This is a genomic window from Ornithinimicrobium humiphilum (assembly GCF_006716885.1).
Taxonomy (GTDB): Bacteria; Actinomycetota; Actinomycetes; order Actinomycetales; family Dermatophilaceae; genus Ornithinicoccus; species Ornithinicoccus humiphilus.
In genome coordinates this window covers 1267054-1283605 of sequence record NZ_VFPU01000001.1, presented here as the reverse complement: position 1 = coordinate 1283605, position 16552 = coordinate 1267054, and the positions used below count along the sequence as shown (strand labels likewise).

The 16552-nt window shown below is 69.4% G+C and carries 10 protein-coding genes; 5 read left to right on the top strand and 5 right to left on the bottom strand.

Features of this window, described 5'->3' with window-relative positions:
* Positions 1-79 precede the first annotated feature (79 nt).
* From FB476_RS05890 to FB476_RS05875, 4 genes are all read right to left on the bottom strand, one after another.
* Positions 80-3157, bottom strand: coding sequence for a DEAD/DEAH box helicase (locus tag FB476_RS05890; RefSeq protein WP_238329568.1), 3078 nt, complete (start codon positions 3155-3157; stop codon positions 80-82).
* A gap of 116 nt (positions 3158-3273) precedes the next feature.
* A complete protein-coding gene (locus FB476_RS05885) occupies positions 3274-6168 on the bottom strand; it encodes a vitamin B12-dependent ribonucleotide reductase (protein WP_141817957.1) in 2895 nt (964 codons plus the stop codon).
* Between the two features lie 114 nt (positions 6169-6282).
* Positions 6283-6768 carry a transcriptional regulator NrdR gene (gene nrdR, locus FB476_RS05880; RefSeq protein WP_141817956.1) on the bottom strand — a complete coding sequence of 162 codons (486 nt, stop codon included), beginning with the start codon at positions 6766-6768 and terminating at the stop codon, positions 6283-6285.
* Between the two features lie 297 nt (positions 6769-7065).
* Positions 7066-8154, bottom strand: coding sequence for a thermonuclease family protein (locus FB476_RS05875; RefSeq protein ID WP_141817955.1), 1089 nt, complete (start codon positions 8152-8154; stop codon positions 7066-7068).
* Between the two features lie 221 nt (positions 8155-8375).
* Between FB476_RS05875 and FB476_RS05870 the strand changes: the two genes are divergently transcribed.
* The 5 genes from FB476_RS05870 to FB476_RS05850 are packed head-to-tail and all read left to right on the top strand — an operon-like array spanning position 8376 to position 15990.
* On the top strand, positions 8376-10235 hold the full coding sequence (locus FB476_RS05870) for an ABC transporter substrate-binding protein (protein ID WP_170233538.1): 1860 nt from the start codon (positions 8376-8378) through the stop codon (positions 10233-10235).
* 41 nt (positions 10236-10276) lie between these two features.
* Complete coding sequence (locus tag FB476_RS05865; protein ID WP_202876913.1) at positions 10277-11899, top strand: DUF885 domain-containing protein; 1623 nt, start codon at positions 10277-10279, stop codon at positions 11897-11899.
* Complete coding sequence (locus FB476_RS05860; protein ID WP_141817953.1) at positions 11892-13511, top strand: DUF885 family protein; 1620 nt, start codon at positions 11892-11894, stop codon at positions 13509-13511. The genes FB476_RS05865 and FB476_RS05860 overlap by 8 nt, the downstream gene beginning before the upstream one ends.
* The gene (locus tag FB476_RS05855) at positions 13508-14755 is read left to right on the top strand and encodes a metal-dependent hydrolase family protein (protein WP_141817952.1); all 1248 of its coding nucleotides are present in this window, start codon (positions 13508-13510) and stop codon (positions 14753-14755) included. Before FB476_RS05860 ends, FB476_RS05855 begins: the two co-directional genes overlap by 4 nt.
* The gene (locus FB476_RS05850; RefSeq protein WP_238329567.1) at positions 14752-15990 is read left to right on the top strand and encodes a pyridoxal phosphate-dependent aminotransferase; all 1239 of its coding nucleotides are present in this window, start codon (positions 14752-14754) and stop codon (positions 15988-15990) included. Before FB476_RS05855 ends, FB476_RS05850 begins: the two co-directional genes overlap by 4 nt.
* Before the next feature lie 6 nt (positions 15991-15996).
* Here the strand turns inward: FB476_RS05850 and FB476_RS05845 are convergent, their stop codons facing one another.
* Positions 15997-16533: a helix-turn-helix domain-containing protein gene (locus FB476_RS05845; protein WP_141817951.1), complete on the bottom strand. Its 537-nt coding sequence runs from the start codon at positions 16531-16533 to the stop codon at positions 15997-15999.
* Between the last annotated feature and the right edge of the window lie 19 nt (positions 16534-16552).

Here is a 16552-nt window from a genome sequence, read left to right as displayed (position 1 = left end):
GACGCGGACCGGCCGCGGTGAAAGCAGACGCTGACACCGCGGCCGGTCTATTGCTCGAGCAAGTTCCGTTCTACCCGGCTTAGCTCGCAACGACGCTGGCCGCCGCGAAGAACTCGGTAGGCATCGGATGGTCGAGCTGCCACGTCAGGGCGATGGGCCGACTCCCCGAATGGCTGACGTACCGCGCTGGGCCGAGAAAAAGGTAGGAGCTCGTCCCGAAGGCATCCTTCTGCTCCTGGCGGGCAAACAGCAGCACGTGGCTGAACCCATTGATGTATCGCTGCCCGGTCTTCGACTCGATAGAGGTCGTTGACTGCGACTCCCAGTGGAAGAGCGTCGGACTGATCGGGTAGTCCCGGTACATCGTCGTCGGCGAGTAGTTCACTTCTGACTTCTTCAGAGTGACAAAGAACGCGTCCACGTTGACCTCTGGCACGTAGAGGACACCCTCCCGGAACGAGTTGGGCTTGCGGCCATCAGGTGCCACATATCCCAGCGCCGCTAGGACCTCCTCCCGTTGGTAGCGCCCGTGGACTTGCAGCGGAATGCCCGCTAGCGGTCCGCTCAGAGCCACGGTGGACAGCCGCGCTCCATCGAACGAGACATCGATAACGCTGCGGAGCTCGTCCCGGAGACACGCCTCTCGCCGAAGGGCTTCGAGCCCGGCCTGGTAGCTCTCATGGCCACCCCCATCCGGCCAGAGCGAGAAGAACAGCATCTGCGCCAGGCGTTGCTCAACACTTGTCAACTCGTCATAGGGCGGGGCGTCATCAGCCAGCAGGCGGGTGTACCCTTGCGCGCGCTCACGGTCATTGACATGAGCAAAGGCTCGAACTCGCGCGAGGAGTCTGTCTTCAAGGACGCTCCCCTCGCGGGTGGGCAAGCCCGCGTCACGACGCAACTGGGTCCACGAGGTCCTCCCTTGCCGCACGATGTCGGCCAGTTCCAGTCCGGTCTCGTCCAGGAAGATACCCAGCTCAGCATCTCCTCGCGAGCGCAGTTCGGCCACGATCTTGTTCCACCTCGTCGTGACCTGCGACCGGATGTTCTCCAAGACGATCGTCTGGGACTGCTTATCCATGACGATCTGGCATCCAGCGGGCAGGAAGGGGAAGCCCCGTTCGAGGCCGTCCACGAGCGCCCTGCGGGAACTACCCGTCAAAGCTTTGAACTTGCCCTCGAAACTGAACTCCTTGCGGTGGTACCCGATGAAGTCCAATACCGTCAGGACAGCCTTCTCGGAGGTGCGGCGCAACCCGCGTCCGAGCTGCTGCAGGAAGATCGTGGCGCTCTCCGTTGGGCGAAGAAACAGGACGGTATCCACATCTGGCAGATCCAGTCCCTCATTGAAGAGGTCGGCAGCGAAGAGCACATTGACCCTGCGATCCCGAAGGTCGCGCAAGGCTTGGTCGCGCTCGTGGGGAGGGGTGTCTCCACTCACCGCGCGAGCTGGGATACCAGCGCGTGCAAACGCCTGCGCCATGAATCGGGCATGTTCCACACCAACACAGAAGCCCAACGCCCTCATCGCATGGGGGTCTGGGACCTTGTCGCGCACCTGCTGCAGGACGATTGCGGCCCTTGCGTCATTACCCGTGTAGAGGTTGGTGAGCTCCCCCTCGTCGTAACGGCCGCGCTTCCAGGAGATGCTCCGCAGGTCCGTGTTGTCTGCTACGGCGAAGTAGTGAAAGGGGCAGAGCAGGTCCGCTCCCAAGGCGTCCCACAATCGCAACTCCACGGCCGTTCGGCCATCGAAGAACTGCCGCACGTCCAGTCCGTCGGCGCGCTCGGGGGTGGCGGTGAGACCGAGCAGCTCCTTCGGCTCGAGGTGACGGATCAGCCGTCGGTAGGTTGATGCCTGGGAGTGGTGGAACTCGTCGATGACCACCACGTCGAACGCGTCTGGCGCGATGTTGTCGACTCCGTACGAGCTCAACGACTGGATGCTGGCGAAGACGTGCCGCCATCGCTCTGGCCTGGCTCCACCGACGTAGAGCTCTCCGAAGTCCCCGTCGGCGAGCACCTCTCGATACGTCCGTAGCGACTGCTCGAGGATCTCGCGCCGGTGTGCGACGAAGAGCAGCGAGGGCCGGTGCCCCAACGCTGAAAAGAGCTGCTGGTAGTCCAGGGCTGCAACGACCGTCTTGCCTGTGCCCGTGGCGGCAACCACGAGATTGGCATGTCGATCATGCTGCGTTCGCTCGGCTGTGAGCGCCTCCAACATCTCCTGCTGATAAGGGAACGGTCGCACCGCCAACCCAGACAAGGTCAAGGTGACACCTGAGTGCTGCCTCTTTCCACCAGCCTCTGCGAGCGCGTCGTCCAGACGGTCCCCGTCGCGGTCAGGGTCGTACAGCTCGTACGAGCGATCGTTCCAGTACGTCTCAAACGTCGCCTGGAACTTATCGAGCAGGCTGGGCGTGGCAATGCGTGACAATCGGACGTTCCACTCGACACCGTCGAGAAGCGCGGCACGCGACAGGTTTGACGAACCGACGTATGCGGTGTCGAATCCGGTATGCCGCTCAAACAACCACGCCTTGGCGTGGAGTCGTGTCCGTTGAGCGTCGTACTGAATGCGCACCTCGGCCCCAAACTCACGGACGAGGCGGTCGATCGCCTTTCGTTCGGTTGCTCCCATGTACGTCGTCGTGATCACCCGCAGGGGCACGCCGCGCTCGCAAAGGCGCGTGAGGTGAGGGGCAAGCAGACGCAGCCCGTACCACTTCACGAAGGCAATCAGCAGGTCAACACGGTCCGCCGTTTCCAGCTCCGCCATCAGCTCGAACCCCAAGTTCGGTTCGCCTGGAGCGTTGGTCAGCAAGGCCGCATCGCTCAAGGGCGTGGCCGGGCGCTGCACTTTTCGCGCCTTGGTCCCATCTGGCGGCGTGAGAGCAAGGAGCTGCCGGGCCGGCTCCGCCACAATGTCAGGAACAGCCTCGAGGGAATTCACTAGAGAGTTCACCAAGCTCAACTGTTGAGCTGGGTCCTTCACCGCCCTGAGGCGCTGATGCACGACGTCTCGCACGTGGCGCGCGAGCACTTCAGGAAGGTCCGCGCTATCGACGCGCTCAATCCGAGCCATCACGCCGTCATCCCCAGGAAGGCGCGACAAGAGCCCCGATGTCACTAGCGATTCGTAGATCCCTGGCTGCACGCCGTCAGCTTGCCAGGTCTGTCTCACAAACCACCGCAGCCGAGCAGTGAGTCGATTTACGAGAATGCCGGAGGGCCCGACACCATGCGGTGTCGGGCCCTCCGAGTCCTCCTCGATCAGCTGCAGCCGCTGGTGCTGCCGCAACCCTCGCAGACGTAGCACGAACCGGCCGGCCGCATCTTCGTGCCGCAGGTCATGCAGATCGGGGCGTCGTTCACCTTGCCGGCGAACTGCTCCATGAGCTCGGCGGAGGAGTGGATCTCGCCGCTGACCGCACGGGCGTCGGCCGCACCGGCGCCGGAGTTGTCCTCGACCTTCTCCGCCTTCTTGGCCTTGGGCTCAGGCTTGACGGCGGCGCTCTGGCTCAGCGTCTCGAGCTCGTCCTCGTAGTCCTCGTCACCGCTGTCGGACGTGACGGGGGCGTAGGAGCCGGTCTCGAGCTGGCGGGCCCGCTCCTCGGCGGAGTGGATGCCCATGAACGACCGGGACTCGAAGTCCAGGTAGTCCAGCGCCAGGCGACGGAAGACGTAGTCCATGATCGACTGCGCCATGCGCACGTCCGGGTCGTCGGTCAGACCGGCCGGCTCGAAGCGCAGGTTGGTGAACTTTTCGACGAAGGTCTCCAGCGGCACGCCGTACTGCAGGCCGATCGAGACGGCGATCGAGAAGGCGTCCATGACACCGGCCAGGGTCGAGCCCTGCTTGCCGAACTTGAGGAAGATCTCCCCCAGCTCGCCGGAGTCGTAGGTGCCGGCCGTGAGGTAGCCCTCGGCGCCACCGACCGCGAAGCTCGTGGTCTGGCTGGTGCGGCGCTTGGGCAGACGCTTGCGGACAGGGCGGTACTCGATGACCTTCTCGACCTTGGGCTCGGCCTCGTTCTCGGCCTTCTTGTCGTCCTTGGCGGCCTTGCCGTCGGACAGCGGCTGCCCGACCTTGCAGTTGTCGCGGTAGACCGCGAGCGCCTTCAGGCCCATCTTCCAGCCCTGGAGGTAGACCTCCTCGATCTCCTCGACGGTGGCCGACTCGGGCAGGTTGACCGTCTTGGAGATCGCGCCGGAGAGGAACGGCTGGACGGCCGCCATCATCCGGACGTGACCCATCGGGCTGATGGCCCGGGCGCCCATCGCGGTGTCGAAGACCTCGTAGTGCTCGGTCTTCAGGCCCGGGGCGTCGATGACGTGACCGTTCTCGGCGATGTACTCGACGATCGCCTCGATGGTCTCCTCGGTGTAGCCCATGCGCTTGAGCGCCCGCGGGATCGTCTGGTTGACGATGTGCATCGAGCCGCCGCCGACGAGCTTCTTGAACTTCACCAGGGAGAAGTCGGGCTCGATGCCGGTGGTGTCGCAGTCCATCATGAAGCCGATGGTGCCGGTCGGGGCCAGCAGCGAGGCCTGTGCGTTGCGGAAGCCGTTCTTCTCGCCCAGCTTGATGACGTCGTCCCAGGCCTTGGTGGCGGCCTTGTGGATCTGGCGGTCCATCGAGCCGAGCGTGCGCAGCTCGTCGTTGGCGGCCTGGTGCTTGCGCATGACGCGCTTGTGGGCGTCGGCGTTGCGGGCGTAGCCGTTGTAGGGGCCGACGACCTCGGCGAGCTCGGCGGAGCGCTTGTAGGCGGCGCCCGTCATGAGCGAGGTGATCGCCGCGGCGACCGCACGGCCGCCCTCGGAGTCGTAGCCGTGGCCGGTCGCCATGAGCAGCGCGCCGAGGTTGGCGTAGCCGATGCCCAGCTGGCGGTAGTCACGGGTGGTCTGGCCGATCGCCTCGGTCGGGAAGTCAGCGAAGCAGATGGAGATGTCCATCGCCGTGAAGATCAGCTCGGTGACCTTCTCGAAGGTCTCCACGTCGAAGGTGTCGTCCTCGCGCAGGAACTTGAGCAGGTTGATCGAGGCCAGGTTGCACGAGGAGTTGTCGAGCGACATGTACTCCGAGCACGGGTTGGACGCGGTGATGCGGCCGGTCTCGGGGTTGGTGTGCCAGTCGTTGATCGTGCCGTCGTACTGGATGCCGGGGTCGGCGCACTCCCAGGCGGCCTTGGCCATCTTCTCGAACAGCTCGCGGGCGTCGACGGTGTCGATGACCGAGCCGTCGAGGCGGGAGGTCAGGCCGAACTCGGTGCCCTCCTCCACGGCGCGCATGAACTCGTCGGAGACGCGCACGGAGTTGTTGGCGTTCTGGTACTGGACCGACACGATGTCCTTGCCGCCCAGGTCCATGTCGAAGCCGGCGTCGCGCAGCGCGCGGATCTTGTCCTCCTCGCGCGCCTTGGTCTCGATGAACTCCTCGATGTCGGGGTGGTCGACGTCGAGCACGACCATCTTGGCCGCACGACGGGTCGCGCCACCGGACTTGATGGTGCCCGCGGACGCGTCGGCGCCACGCATGAAGGAGACCGGGCCGGAGGCGGTGCCGCCGGAGGACAGCAGCTCCTTGGAGGAGCGGATGCGCGAGAGGTTGAGGCCGGCGCCGGAGCCGCCCTGGAAGATCTTGCCCTCCTCGCGGTACCAGTTGAGGATCGAGTCCATCGAGTCGTCGACGGAGAGGATGAAGCACGCGGAGACCTGCTGCGGGCTCTTGGTGCCCACGTTGAACCACACCGGGGAGTTGAACGAGAAGATCTGGTGCACGAGCGCGTAGGTCAGCTCGTGCTCGAAGATCTCGGCGTCCTCCTCGGAGGCGAAGTAGCCGTTGTCCTTGCCGGCCTTGACGTAGGTGAGCACGACGCGGTCGACGAGCTGCTTCAGACCGGTCTCGCGCTCGGGGGTCCCCACGGCACCACGGAAGTACTTCGTCGTGACGATCGTCGAGGCGTTCGCCGACCAGAAGTCGGGGAACTCCACACCACGCTGCTCGAAGATCGTCTCGCCGGTCTTCCAGTTGGTCTGGACGATGTCCCGCTTCTCCCAGGTGACCTGGTCGTAGGGGTGGACGCCAGGGGTCGTGAAGATGCGCTCGATCTTCAGGCCCTTGCCGCCGCGTCGCGTGCGCGTCTTGGCCCCGGTCGTCTCCGTCATGAGAACTCTCCTCGTGGGTGTGGGTTTGCGTGGTTCAACGTGCTCGTGGGGCGGTCCGGTATGCAGTCCAGCACCGAGGTCCGACAGACCCGGCCGTGCACCGCGGCCCGGCCGCTAGGTGCGTTCCGGGCTGCTCGCCGGCTCCCGCTGGGCGTCCTGCTCGGCCCGCAGCAGGGTGATCGCGGCCTCGAAGTCCTCGAGGGAGTCGAAGGCCTGGTAGACCGAGGCGAAACGCAGGTAGGCGACCTCGTCGAGGCAGCGCAGCGGCTCCAGGATCGCCAGGCCGACCTCGTGGGCGTCGACCTCCGCCTGACCGAGCGAGCGGATCGACTCCTCGACCTGCTGGGCGAGGACCTGCAGCTGCGCCTCCGAGACGGGGCGCCCCTGGCACGCCTTGCGCACCCCGCTCATGACCTTGTCGCGGCTGAACGGCTCGGTGGCCCCCGACCGCTTGATGACCGCGAGCGTCGCGGTCTCGACCGTCCCGAAGCGACGCCCGCACTCGGGGCACTGCCGGCGGCGCCGAATGACCGTGCCGTCCTCCTGCACGCGGCTGTCGACGACCCGGGAGTCGGTGTGACGGCAGAACGGGCAGTGCATCTCTCGCCTCCTCGGCAGCGCGAAGCGAACACCCCCCGACGAGAGGCGTCCTGTGGGAACATCTGGGGACGGCCTGTGGAGGACGTGTGGGAACACGCCCTCCGGTTGTGCACAACATGTGGACGAACCACAGCGTTGTAACTACTAGATGTGGGAATCGTAGGCGCATCCCGCTACTAGATGCAACACCTCCGAGGGCCCAGTTGTGCCCGTGTCGCGCCTCTCCCGCGCCACCACTGGGATCGCGCCCGACGACGCCGCCGAGAACGCGGCGTGTCGCCGCACCCCGGCGTGTCGTCAGGGGATGATCGGCTGCTTGGTCTGGCAGTCGATCGGCGTGTAGCGGCGACCCTTGTCGTCCACGTACGGTCCGCCCACATAAGCACGGCATCCCGTATATCCGGCCCCCGGCTGGGGAGCCGGAGCAGGGGCAGGCTGGGGAGCTGGCGCCGGCTGGGGCGCCGGCTGCTGGGCGCGGCGCTGAGCCTCCGCAGCGGCGGCCGCCTCCTCGGCAGCCTTCCGCTCGGCCTCCTCCTTCGCCTTGCGCTCCGCCTCTTCCTTCTTCTTCCGCTCGGCCTCTTCCTTCTTCTTCCGCTCGGCATCTTCCTTCGCCTGCTGGATCTCGTCCTTCGCCGAGGCGGCCACGGCCTGCGCCCGCTCCTGCAGCACGGTCACGCGGTCGCGCAGTGCGTCCAGCTCCGCCGCGGTCAGCCCGGCGGCAGACAGCGTGCCCGCGTCCGGCTCGTCGAGCAGCGCCAGCAGCACGACACCGGCGGTCACCACCTCGTCGGCCGCCGACACCCGCTCCTCCGGCGCACCGGCCGAGGCCTCGAGGGCCACGACAGCCTCCTCGTGGTCGGCGACGCGTGCGGCATAGGTGCACCCCACCTCGGGGTCGAACATCCCCACACCCGCTGCCTTGGCCTCCTCGAAGGCCGTCTCGACCTCGAGCAGGAACTTCTTGTTGGGTGCGAAGTAGACCGGCACGCCCAGCCCCCGCCGGGCGATCTCGGCGTTGATCAGCACGTCACCCTCGTAGACGCCGGCCAGCTCGCGGCCGTAGCGGTCGTGCAGCTCCTGGTCGAAGACCAGCCGCACCTCGTCACCGACCTCCAGCACGCCCTCCAGGTATGCCGTGGCCTCCGGACCGAGGCACTCGACCGCCTTGCCGGGATGCTTGGTCTCGGGGGTGTCGATGTTGAGGAGCCGCACCTTGTGGGTGGAGCCGTCGTAGTCGACGTGGATCGTGTCCCCGTCGACGACCTTGACGACCGTGGCCCGGTCCGGACCCGGGTCCGAGCGCAGGGCCGTGACGGCCACGCCTCCCCCGACGACGACCACGGCGGCGGTGACGACCGCACCGACGAGACTGCTGGCTGACGGCATACCTCTCCCCTGCTGCCCCTGCCCCGGACCCCTACGACCCGTGGCGAGCCCATCATGGGCGGTCCCCGGCGCCCCCACGAGGGGGTCCGTGAACCGTCACCCAAACGTTATGCAAACGTTCTCCCACCGACCACACCTGTGCAGTTAGACTGCACGCACCCGACCTAACCGAGCCGCGAGCCCCCTGTGAGCCGCTGCTCGCACATCTGCAGAGGAGCACTATGAAGATCAGGCGCGCCACGATGGCCGTCGTGACGGCCGGCGCCGTCGTCCTGGCCGGCTGCACGTCCGGGACGGACGAGCCCGCGGACACCACCGCGGCGGGCGGCTCGGACTCCGGCGAGGCCACCGACGACACCGACGACGAGGCCACCACCGACGAGGAGACCTCCGGCGAGGAGGAGTCCACCGGCAAGGCGGACCTCGGCGACGTCGTCACCGTCCAGGACGAGGTCTCGTTCTCGACCGGCTCGGAGCAGTACAACGCCTACAACGGCAACACCCCCGGCACCAACTCGACCTACAACGCGGTCGTCAACAACCAGCTCTTCGGTGGCTTCTGGTACTGGGGCACCGACGGCACGATCTACCCCAACGAGTGGTTCGGCTCCTACGAGGTCGTCTCCGAGGACCCGCTGACCGTCGAGTACACGATCTCCGACGAGGCCGTCTGGTCCGACGGCACCCCGGTGACGGCGAACGACTACCTGCTCGAGTGGGCCTCCTCCAACCCCGAGGCGCTCGGCGGCGCCGAGGCCCTCGGCTTCGACGCGGTCTCCGACAGCTTCGGCCGCTACGTCCCCGAGGCCCCGAAGGCCGAGGTCGACGGCAAGACCTTCAGCGTGACCTACCCCGAGGCCTACCCGGACTGGGAGCTCGTCGTCTCGGCGGCCCTCCCCTCCCACGTCGCGGCGCAGCAGTCCGGCCTCGAGCCGGCCGAGCTGGCCCAGGCGATCCTCGACGGCGACGGTGAGACCGTCGCCAAGGTGGCGGAGTTCTGGAACACCGGCTGGACCTTCAACGACTACGAGATCAAGGACGAGTCGACCGTCCCCTCCAGCGGCCCGTACACCCTCGAGGGTGCGGTCTGGGAGAAGGACCAGTCCCTCGGCCTCGTCCCCAACGAGAACTTCTGGGGCACCCCGCCCGCGACCGCGAACCTGGTCTTCAAGTTCGCCGCGCCGGAGACCCACGTTCAGGCCCTGCAGAACGGTGACATCAACGTCATCGAGCCGCAGGCCACCGTCGACACCGTCGACCAGCTCACCAACATGGGCGACTCCATCGGCGTGCTGACCGGCAACGAGATGACCTGGGAGCACCTGGACTTCAACTTCGGCGAGGGCAGCGTCTTCTCCGACGAGCAGGGTGGCCTGGCCGCCCGCGAGGCCTTCGCGCTCTGCGTGCCCCGCCAGCAGATCGTCCAGAACCTGATCCAGCCGATCAACCCCGACGCGGAGGTCATGAACCTGCGCGAGAAGTTCCCCTTCCAGCCCGACTACGCCGAGGTCCTCGACGCCGCCTACGACGGTCGCTTCGACCAGGTCGACATCGAGGCCGCCAAGGCCAAGCTGGAGGAGGCCGGCCTGGACACCCCGGTCACCGTGCGCATCGGCTACTCGGCGCCCAACCAGCGCCGCACCGACCAGGTCACGACCATCAAGGCCTCCTGCGACGAGGCCGGCTTCGACATCGTCGACGCCGGTGACCCGACCTTCTTCCAGCAGGGCGGTCCGCTCGAGGCCGGCGACTGGGAGGTCGCGCTCTTCGCCTGGGCCGGCTCCGGCCAGATCGCCTCGGGCCAGCCGATCTACTCCACCGACGGTGGCCAGAACATGGGCGGCTACTCCAACGAGACCGTCGACGAGGCCTGGAACACCCTGGCCTCCTCGAACGACCCGGCCGTCCACCTGGAGCAGGTCAAGGTCATCGAGAAGGAGCTGTGGGACACCCTCTACGGCATCCCGGTCTTCGCCCACCCCGGTGTGGTCGGCTACGACAGCTCCCTGGAGAACGTCCGCCACACCGCGGTCCAGACCGGCGTTTCGTGGAACGCCGAGCAGTGGGTCCGCGCTCAGTGATGTCGGACCTGGGCCAGCCCGGACGGGTTTGCACCTCCTACGTGAGCGGGCTGGCCCACCTGGACCCGGGGGCCGCGCAGGCGGTCGGTCGCAACGACGACCGGCTCTGGGCGGCCCTCGGGCCCGAGGCCGTGCGGGCCGAGGCAGACCTCGCCCGCACGACCCTTTCCGAGCTCGAGGCCGGTGCGGTGGCGGACGACGCCACCGGCACCGGCCCCGGGCCGGCGCCCGCCACGGTCCTGCGCCGTGCCCTCTCCGAGCGGCTGCGCAGCGACCTGGCCCTGCACGAGAGCGGCTTCCTGCCCGGTCTCGTCGCGCCCCTCGCCTCCCCCGCGCACGCGGTGATGATGGGCCTGGAGTCCGCCTCCGGCGACCCCGAGCGCCTGCTCGCCGGCCTGGGCCAGGTGCCCTCGGCGCTGCGCGACTACGCCGCGCGCCTCGAGGACGCCGCCACCACCCAGGGGTATGTCGTGGCCGCGCGCCAGTCGCGCACGCTCGCCGCGCAGGTGCGCCGGTGGGCCGACCCCGCGGCCGACGACCGCCTCGGGCGCCTCGTCTCCCCCGAGATCGCGCCCCGCGCCGACGCGGCCCTCCGTGAGGCCCGCGAGGCCTGCGTCGAGCTGGCCACCTGGCTCGAGGACGTGCACGCCGCCCGCGGCAGCGAGACCGACGCCGTCGGCGCCGACCTCTACCGCACCACCTCCACCGCCTTCCTCGGAACCGAGCTCGACCTCGAGGAGACCTACGCCTACGGGTGGGACCGGCTCGCCGAGCTGACCGCCCGCGCCGGCCGCCTCGCCGCCGAGCTGGGCTGCTCCACCCTCGACGAGGCGGCGGCCACGCTGGACGCCGACCCCGCCGGCCAGGTCACCGTCGGTCCCGAGCTGGTCGAGTGGGTCGAGGGCCGGATGGCCCGTGCCACGCAGCTGCTCGACGGCCGCGTCTTCGACATCCCGGCCGACTCCCGCTGCGGCGCCGTGCTGGCAGCCCCCGGCTCGGGCTCCATCTACTACTCCCCGCCGGACCCGCAGGGCACCCGCCCCGGGCGGGTGGTGTGGTCCACGCCCACCGGGGTGGACCGCATACCCGTGTGGCGCGAGGTGAGCACCGTCCACCACGAGGGCCTGCCCGGCCACCACATGCAGTACGTCGTCACGATGGCGACCCAGAGCCTGCACCCGTGGCAGCGCTACCTGTGCCACGTCCACGGCTACGCCGAGGGCTGGGCGCACTACACCGAGGGGCGCGCCGCCGACTGGGGCTTGATCGACGACCCGGGCGAGCAGCTCGGCGTCGTGCTGGCCCAGCGCTGGCGGGCCGCCCGCATCGTCATCGACCTCGGCCTGCACCTGGGCTACCAGATCCCGGCCGGCAACGGCTTCACCGAGGCGCGGGCCTGGACGCCCGAGGTCGGCGTCGAGGTGCTCACGCAGGCCGCGGGCTGCGACACCGAGACCGCGCAGTTCGAGGTCGTCCGCTACCTCGGCTGGCCGGGGCAGGCGCTGGCGTTCTGCATGGGCGCCCGGCTCTGGGAGCAGGCGCGCGAGACCGCGCTGGCGACCGGCCGCTTCGACGAGCGGAGCTTCCACACGCAGGCCCTGGCCCTCGGCCCGATGGGCATGGGCCCCCTGCGCGAGACCCTGGAGGAGCTGGCACGTGCATAGGTTCGCCCAGTCCCTGGTCCAGGCCGATCCCGACCTGGCCCGTGAGGTCGGGGCGCTCGACCCGATGTCCGGGAGCCTGCCGCTGCGGCTGCCCTCGACCGACCCCGACCACTACCTCCGGCTGGAGTCGACCGTCGCCTCCTGGGCGCGGCCGGTCCGTGCCCCCGAGGGCACGCGGGAGTGGCTCGAGGAGCGGTGCGTCCAGGCCGAGGTCGTCCACCAGCTCCACGTGCTGCGGACGGCCCGGCCGTGGCAGCGCGCCCCCTACTGGTATGCCGAGGCCCTCGGCGGTGCGCTGACCACCGTCGACCCGACGCGGCTGGGTGGGCACGACTACGCCAGCCTCTACGTCGACCTGCTCCAGGAGGGCTGGGCCTTCCTCGACGCCGGTCACAAGCTGCTGAAGCCTGCCGACGTGCCGCGCCGCTGGGCCGCGATGGCGGTCCCGGCCGTGCAGGGCGTGCGCACCCTCGTGCTGCGCGAGCTCGGTGCCTTCAGCCAGCTGCTCCCCGGCCACCTCGTCGAGGAGGCCGAGGCCCGCCGCGTCAGCCTCGCGGCGGCGATCGAGGGCTTCGCCTCGCACTGCCGCACCCTCGCCGAGACCGGCAAGGGCCGCTGGGCCGTCGGCGAGCGCGCCTTCTCGCTGCTGCTGCGCGACTACCACTGCCTCGACCTCACGGCCGAGCAGGTCTGGCAGCACGGCTGGGAGAGCGTGGAGCAGGCCGAGCACGACCTCGAGGAGCTCGCGGGCCGCCTCGACCCGGCGCGCACCTGGCAGGAGCAGATCGAGGCCCTCAAGGCCGAGCGGACCCCGGCCGAGGAGTTCGTCCCCGCCTACCGCGCCGAGGTCGACGAGTGCCTGCGCCTCACGCTCGAGCACGACCTCGTGACCGTGCCGCCTGAGCAGGAGTGCATCGTCGCGCCGCTCCCCGACTTCCGCCGGGCGGGGCTGCCGCTGGGCGAGATGCGCATCGTGCCGCCCTACGCCGCCCGGCTGACGAGCCAGTTCCTCATCACCACCGCCGACGAGCGGGCCACGCCCGAGCAGGTCGAGGGCCACGAGCGCGACAACTGCCCGACCTTCATCCGCTCGATCGTCGGCCACGAGACCTATCCCGGCCACCACCTGCAGTCGGTGCACCACGTGCTGGGGACCGAGCGTGACTCCTTCCTGCGGTTCTTCCGCACGCCGCTGTTCGTCGAGGGCTGGGGCCTCTACGTCGAGGACGTCCTCGAGGAGCAGGTCTGGGGCGAGAGCACCCAGTCGCTCTTCGCGCGGCGCAACCGGCTCTGGCGCTCGCTCCGCCTGGTCATCGACACCGGCCTGCACACCGGTCGCCTGAGCCACGAGCAGGCCGTCGAGCTGCTCATGGAGCGCACCGGCATGGACCGGCACATGGCCGAGGGCGAGGTCGATCGTTACACGCGGCACGACAATCCCACCTACCCTTCGACGTACGTGCTGGGTCGCGACCTCTTCCACGAGCTGAGGACGAGGTTCGCGAACCGCATACCCGACGGGGGTCTCGGGCGACTGCACGACGCGCTGCTCCGCCACGGCTCCCCGCCTGTCGCACTGCTGGGTCCCGTCCTCGACAAGGAGCTGCCATGAACACCCCCGACGTCCCCCTGCTGCTCAGCGGGGTCACCGTCGTCGACCCGGTCGCGGGCGACGTCGAGGACGCCGCCGTCCTGACCGGCACTGACGGGCGCGTGGCGGCCCTCGGCTCCCGTGACGAGGTGCTCGCCTCCTCCGGCGAGGACGTGCGCGAGGTGCGCACCCAGGGGTATGTCGTGCCCGGCCTGATCAACATGCACGTGCACCTCGGTCTGGCGCTGCCCGGGGCGATGTCCGACGCCGTCGACGGCGCCAGCGACTCCCAGACGGTCCTGCTCATGGCCGACGCCGCCGCGCGCACCCTGCAGGCCGGTGTCACCACCGTCCGCCTCGTCGGCGAGAGCCGCTACCTCGACGTCGACCTGCGGGCCGCCGTCGACCGCGGCGCCGTGCCCGGGCCGCGGATCTTCACCGCCTGCCACGCGCTGTGCTGCACCGGCGGTCACGGCTGGGACGCCGACGCCCTCGAGGCCGACGGGGCCGACGCCTTCGCGCGTGCCACCCGGTTGCAGCTGCGTGCCGGTGCCGACCTCATCAAGGTGTGCGTCTCCGGCGGGATCGCCGGCGAGCACGAGAGCATCGACACCCCGCAGCTGACGGAGGACGAGGTGCGGGTGGTCATCGAGACCGCGCACGCCTGGGGCAAGCAGGTCACGGCGCACGCCGCGTCCTCGGCCACCGTGCTGCCCGCGCTGCGCCTGGGCCTGGACGGCGTCGAGCACGGCTACAGCCTCGACGAGGAGACCGTCGCGCTGATGGCCGAGAAGGGCACGTGGTACGTCCCGACGATCACGGTCAGCCGGTGCCGCGAGTTCTTCGAGCTCAACCAGGTGCCGGAGTGGATGATGGAGCGGGCGCTGGGCGCCGGGCCCGAGCACTGGGCCTCGTTGCAGAGGGCGATCGCCGCAGGGGTGCGGATCGTCATGGGGTCGGACATGCCGCCGTACGCGCCGTTCGACGGCACGACGGCGACCGTGCGGGAGATGGAGTTCATGGAGGAGGCGGGGATGAGTCCGAGAGAGGTGCTGGCCGCGGCGACCAGCAGGGCGGCCGAGTGGCTCGGCGCCGACGACCTGGGAACGCTGCGCCCCGGATCCCGCGCCGACCTGCTGCTGCTCGACGAGGACCCCCGCGAAGGCGTCTCCGCCCTCCGCTCCCTGCGCGCCGTCGTGCAGGGCGGCCGGCCGGTGCGCGACGACCGCGCCGAGCTGGTGGCCTGGACGGCGGTGCCCGCGTGACCGCCGAGCCAGACATGCGACGACCTCATCTCAACAGCCGCTTCGCGGCGATGCAGGGGGGCCTCTTCTCCCCCGTGACCAAGGCCGACGTCGGAGACGGCGTGGCGCGGCTTCAGGCGCAGGGCTACCGGATCCTGTCGTGGGCCGACCCGTGGTTCCCGGACCCGGCGCTGTCCCCCGCGGTCCGCGCCGCGCTGCAGGAGTCGATCGACGCCGCCAACACGGCGCACTACACGCTGCCCATCGGCGACCTGCGCCTGCGCCAGGCGATCGCCGAGAAGTGCCGGCGCGTCAACGGCCTGGAGCTCGACCCCGCCCGCAACGTCCTCGTGACGCCGGGCTCGGACTCGGGCCTGTGGTTCGCGATGTCCGCGCTCCTCGAGCCGGGCGACGAGGTGCTGGTGCCGGACCCGTCATACCCGTCCAACGCCGTGAACTGCTCGCTGCTCGGGGCCGTGCCCGTGCCGGTGCCGCTCGACGCGGCCGACGGCTGGCAGCTGGACGTGGAGGCGATGCGCGCCGCCGTCACCCCGCGGACCCGGATGGTGGTGCTCACGCACCCCAACAACCCGACGGGCACGGTGATGCGCCGCGAGCGCCTCGAGGCGCTGCGCGACCTGATCGTCGAGAAGGACCTGGTGCTGGTGTGCGACCAGGCCTTCGAGGACTTCGTCTTCGACGGGATCGAGCTCGTCACGCCCGCGGCGCTGCCCGGGCTGTGGGAGCGCACGCTGTCGGTCTTCTCGATGTCCAAGGGCCACGGGCTCAGCGGCATGCGCGTGGGGTATGTCGTGGGGCCGGACGAGCTCATGGACGGCCTCTACGGCGCGACCGTCAACGTCGTGGGCGCGACCAACACGGCCGCCCAGGCGGTGGCCGTGGCGGCGCTCTCCGACGAGGAGGCGCTGGCCGAGCGGCAGGCCGACTTCGAGGCGCGCCGGCACGAGGTGGTGCGCGTGCTGGGCGCGGTGCCCGGTGTGAAGGTCACGGCGCCCGAGAGCGGCTTCCTGTCGTGGGTCGACGTGAGCGCGCTCGGCACCGGCGAGGAGGTGGCGGCCCACCTGCTCGAGGACGCGCGGACGTCGGTCAACAGCGGAGAGCCCTACGGGGAGTCCGGTCGTGGCTACCTGCGCATCGTGCACGGCTGCTTCCGCGACCCGGCCGAGCTCACCGCCGCCATGGAGGACGTCGCCGCATCCCTGCGACGCCTGGCCGAGCAGCGCGGTCTGGCCTGACGCGACCTACGGGGTCGGGGGCGTCACCGAGAGCGTGAACTCGGTGACGTCCTCGCCCCGGTTGCAGTAGCGGTGCGGCTTGAGCGAGTTGAGGGTGATCGCCTCCCCGGCGACCAGCGTGAAGACCTCCTCGCCGATCTCCACGGTGAGCTCGCCCGACAGCACGTAGGCGCACTCGACCGCGTCGTGGCTGCGGGGCTCGAGGCCCGAGCTGTCCCCCGGCTGCATGGTCCCGTGGAGCACCTCGAGACGGCCGTTGCCGTGCGTGAGCCGCTCGTAGCGCAGGCCCGACTCGTCGTCGAGCACGGTCTGACGCTCCCCCGGGCGAGTGAGCACCGCGTCGTCCTTCCAGGGCTCCTGGAAGAGGTCCGCGACCGACTGGCCGAAGTAGTCGGCGAGCAGCCGCAACGACTTCAGGCTCGGCTGGGTGACGCCGCGCTCGATCTGGCTGAGCAGCGTCGCGGACAAGCCGGTCGCTGACCCCAGATCTCGGAGTGACAAGTTGCGGTTCGTCCGCAGTTCATGAAGCCGGGCCCCGATCATGCCGACGAGGATAGTGCCT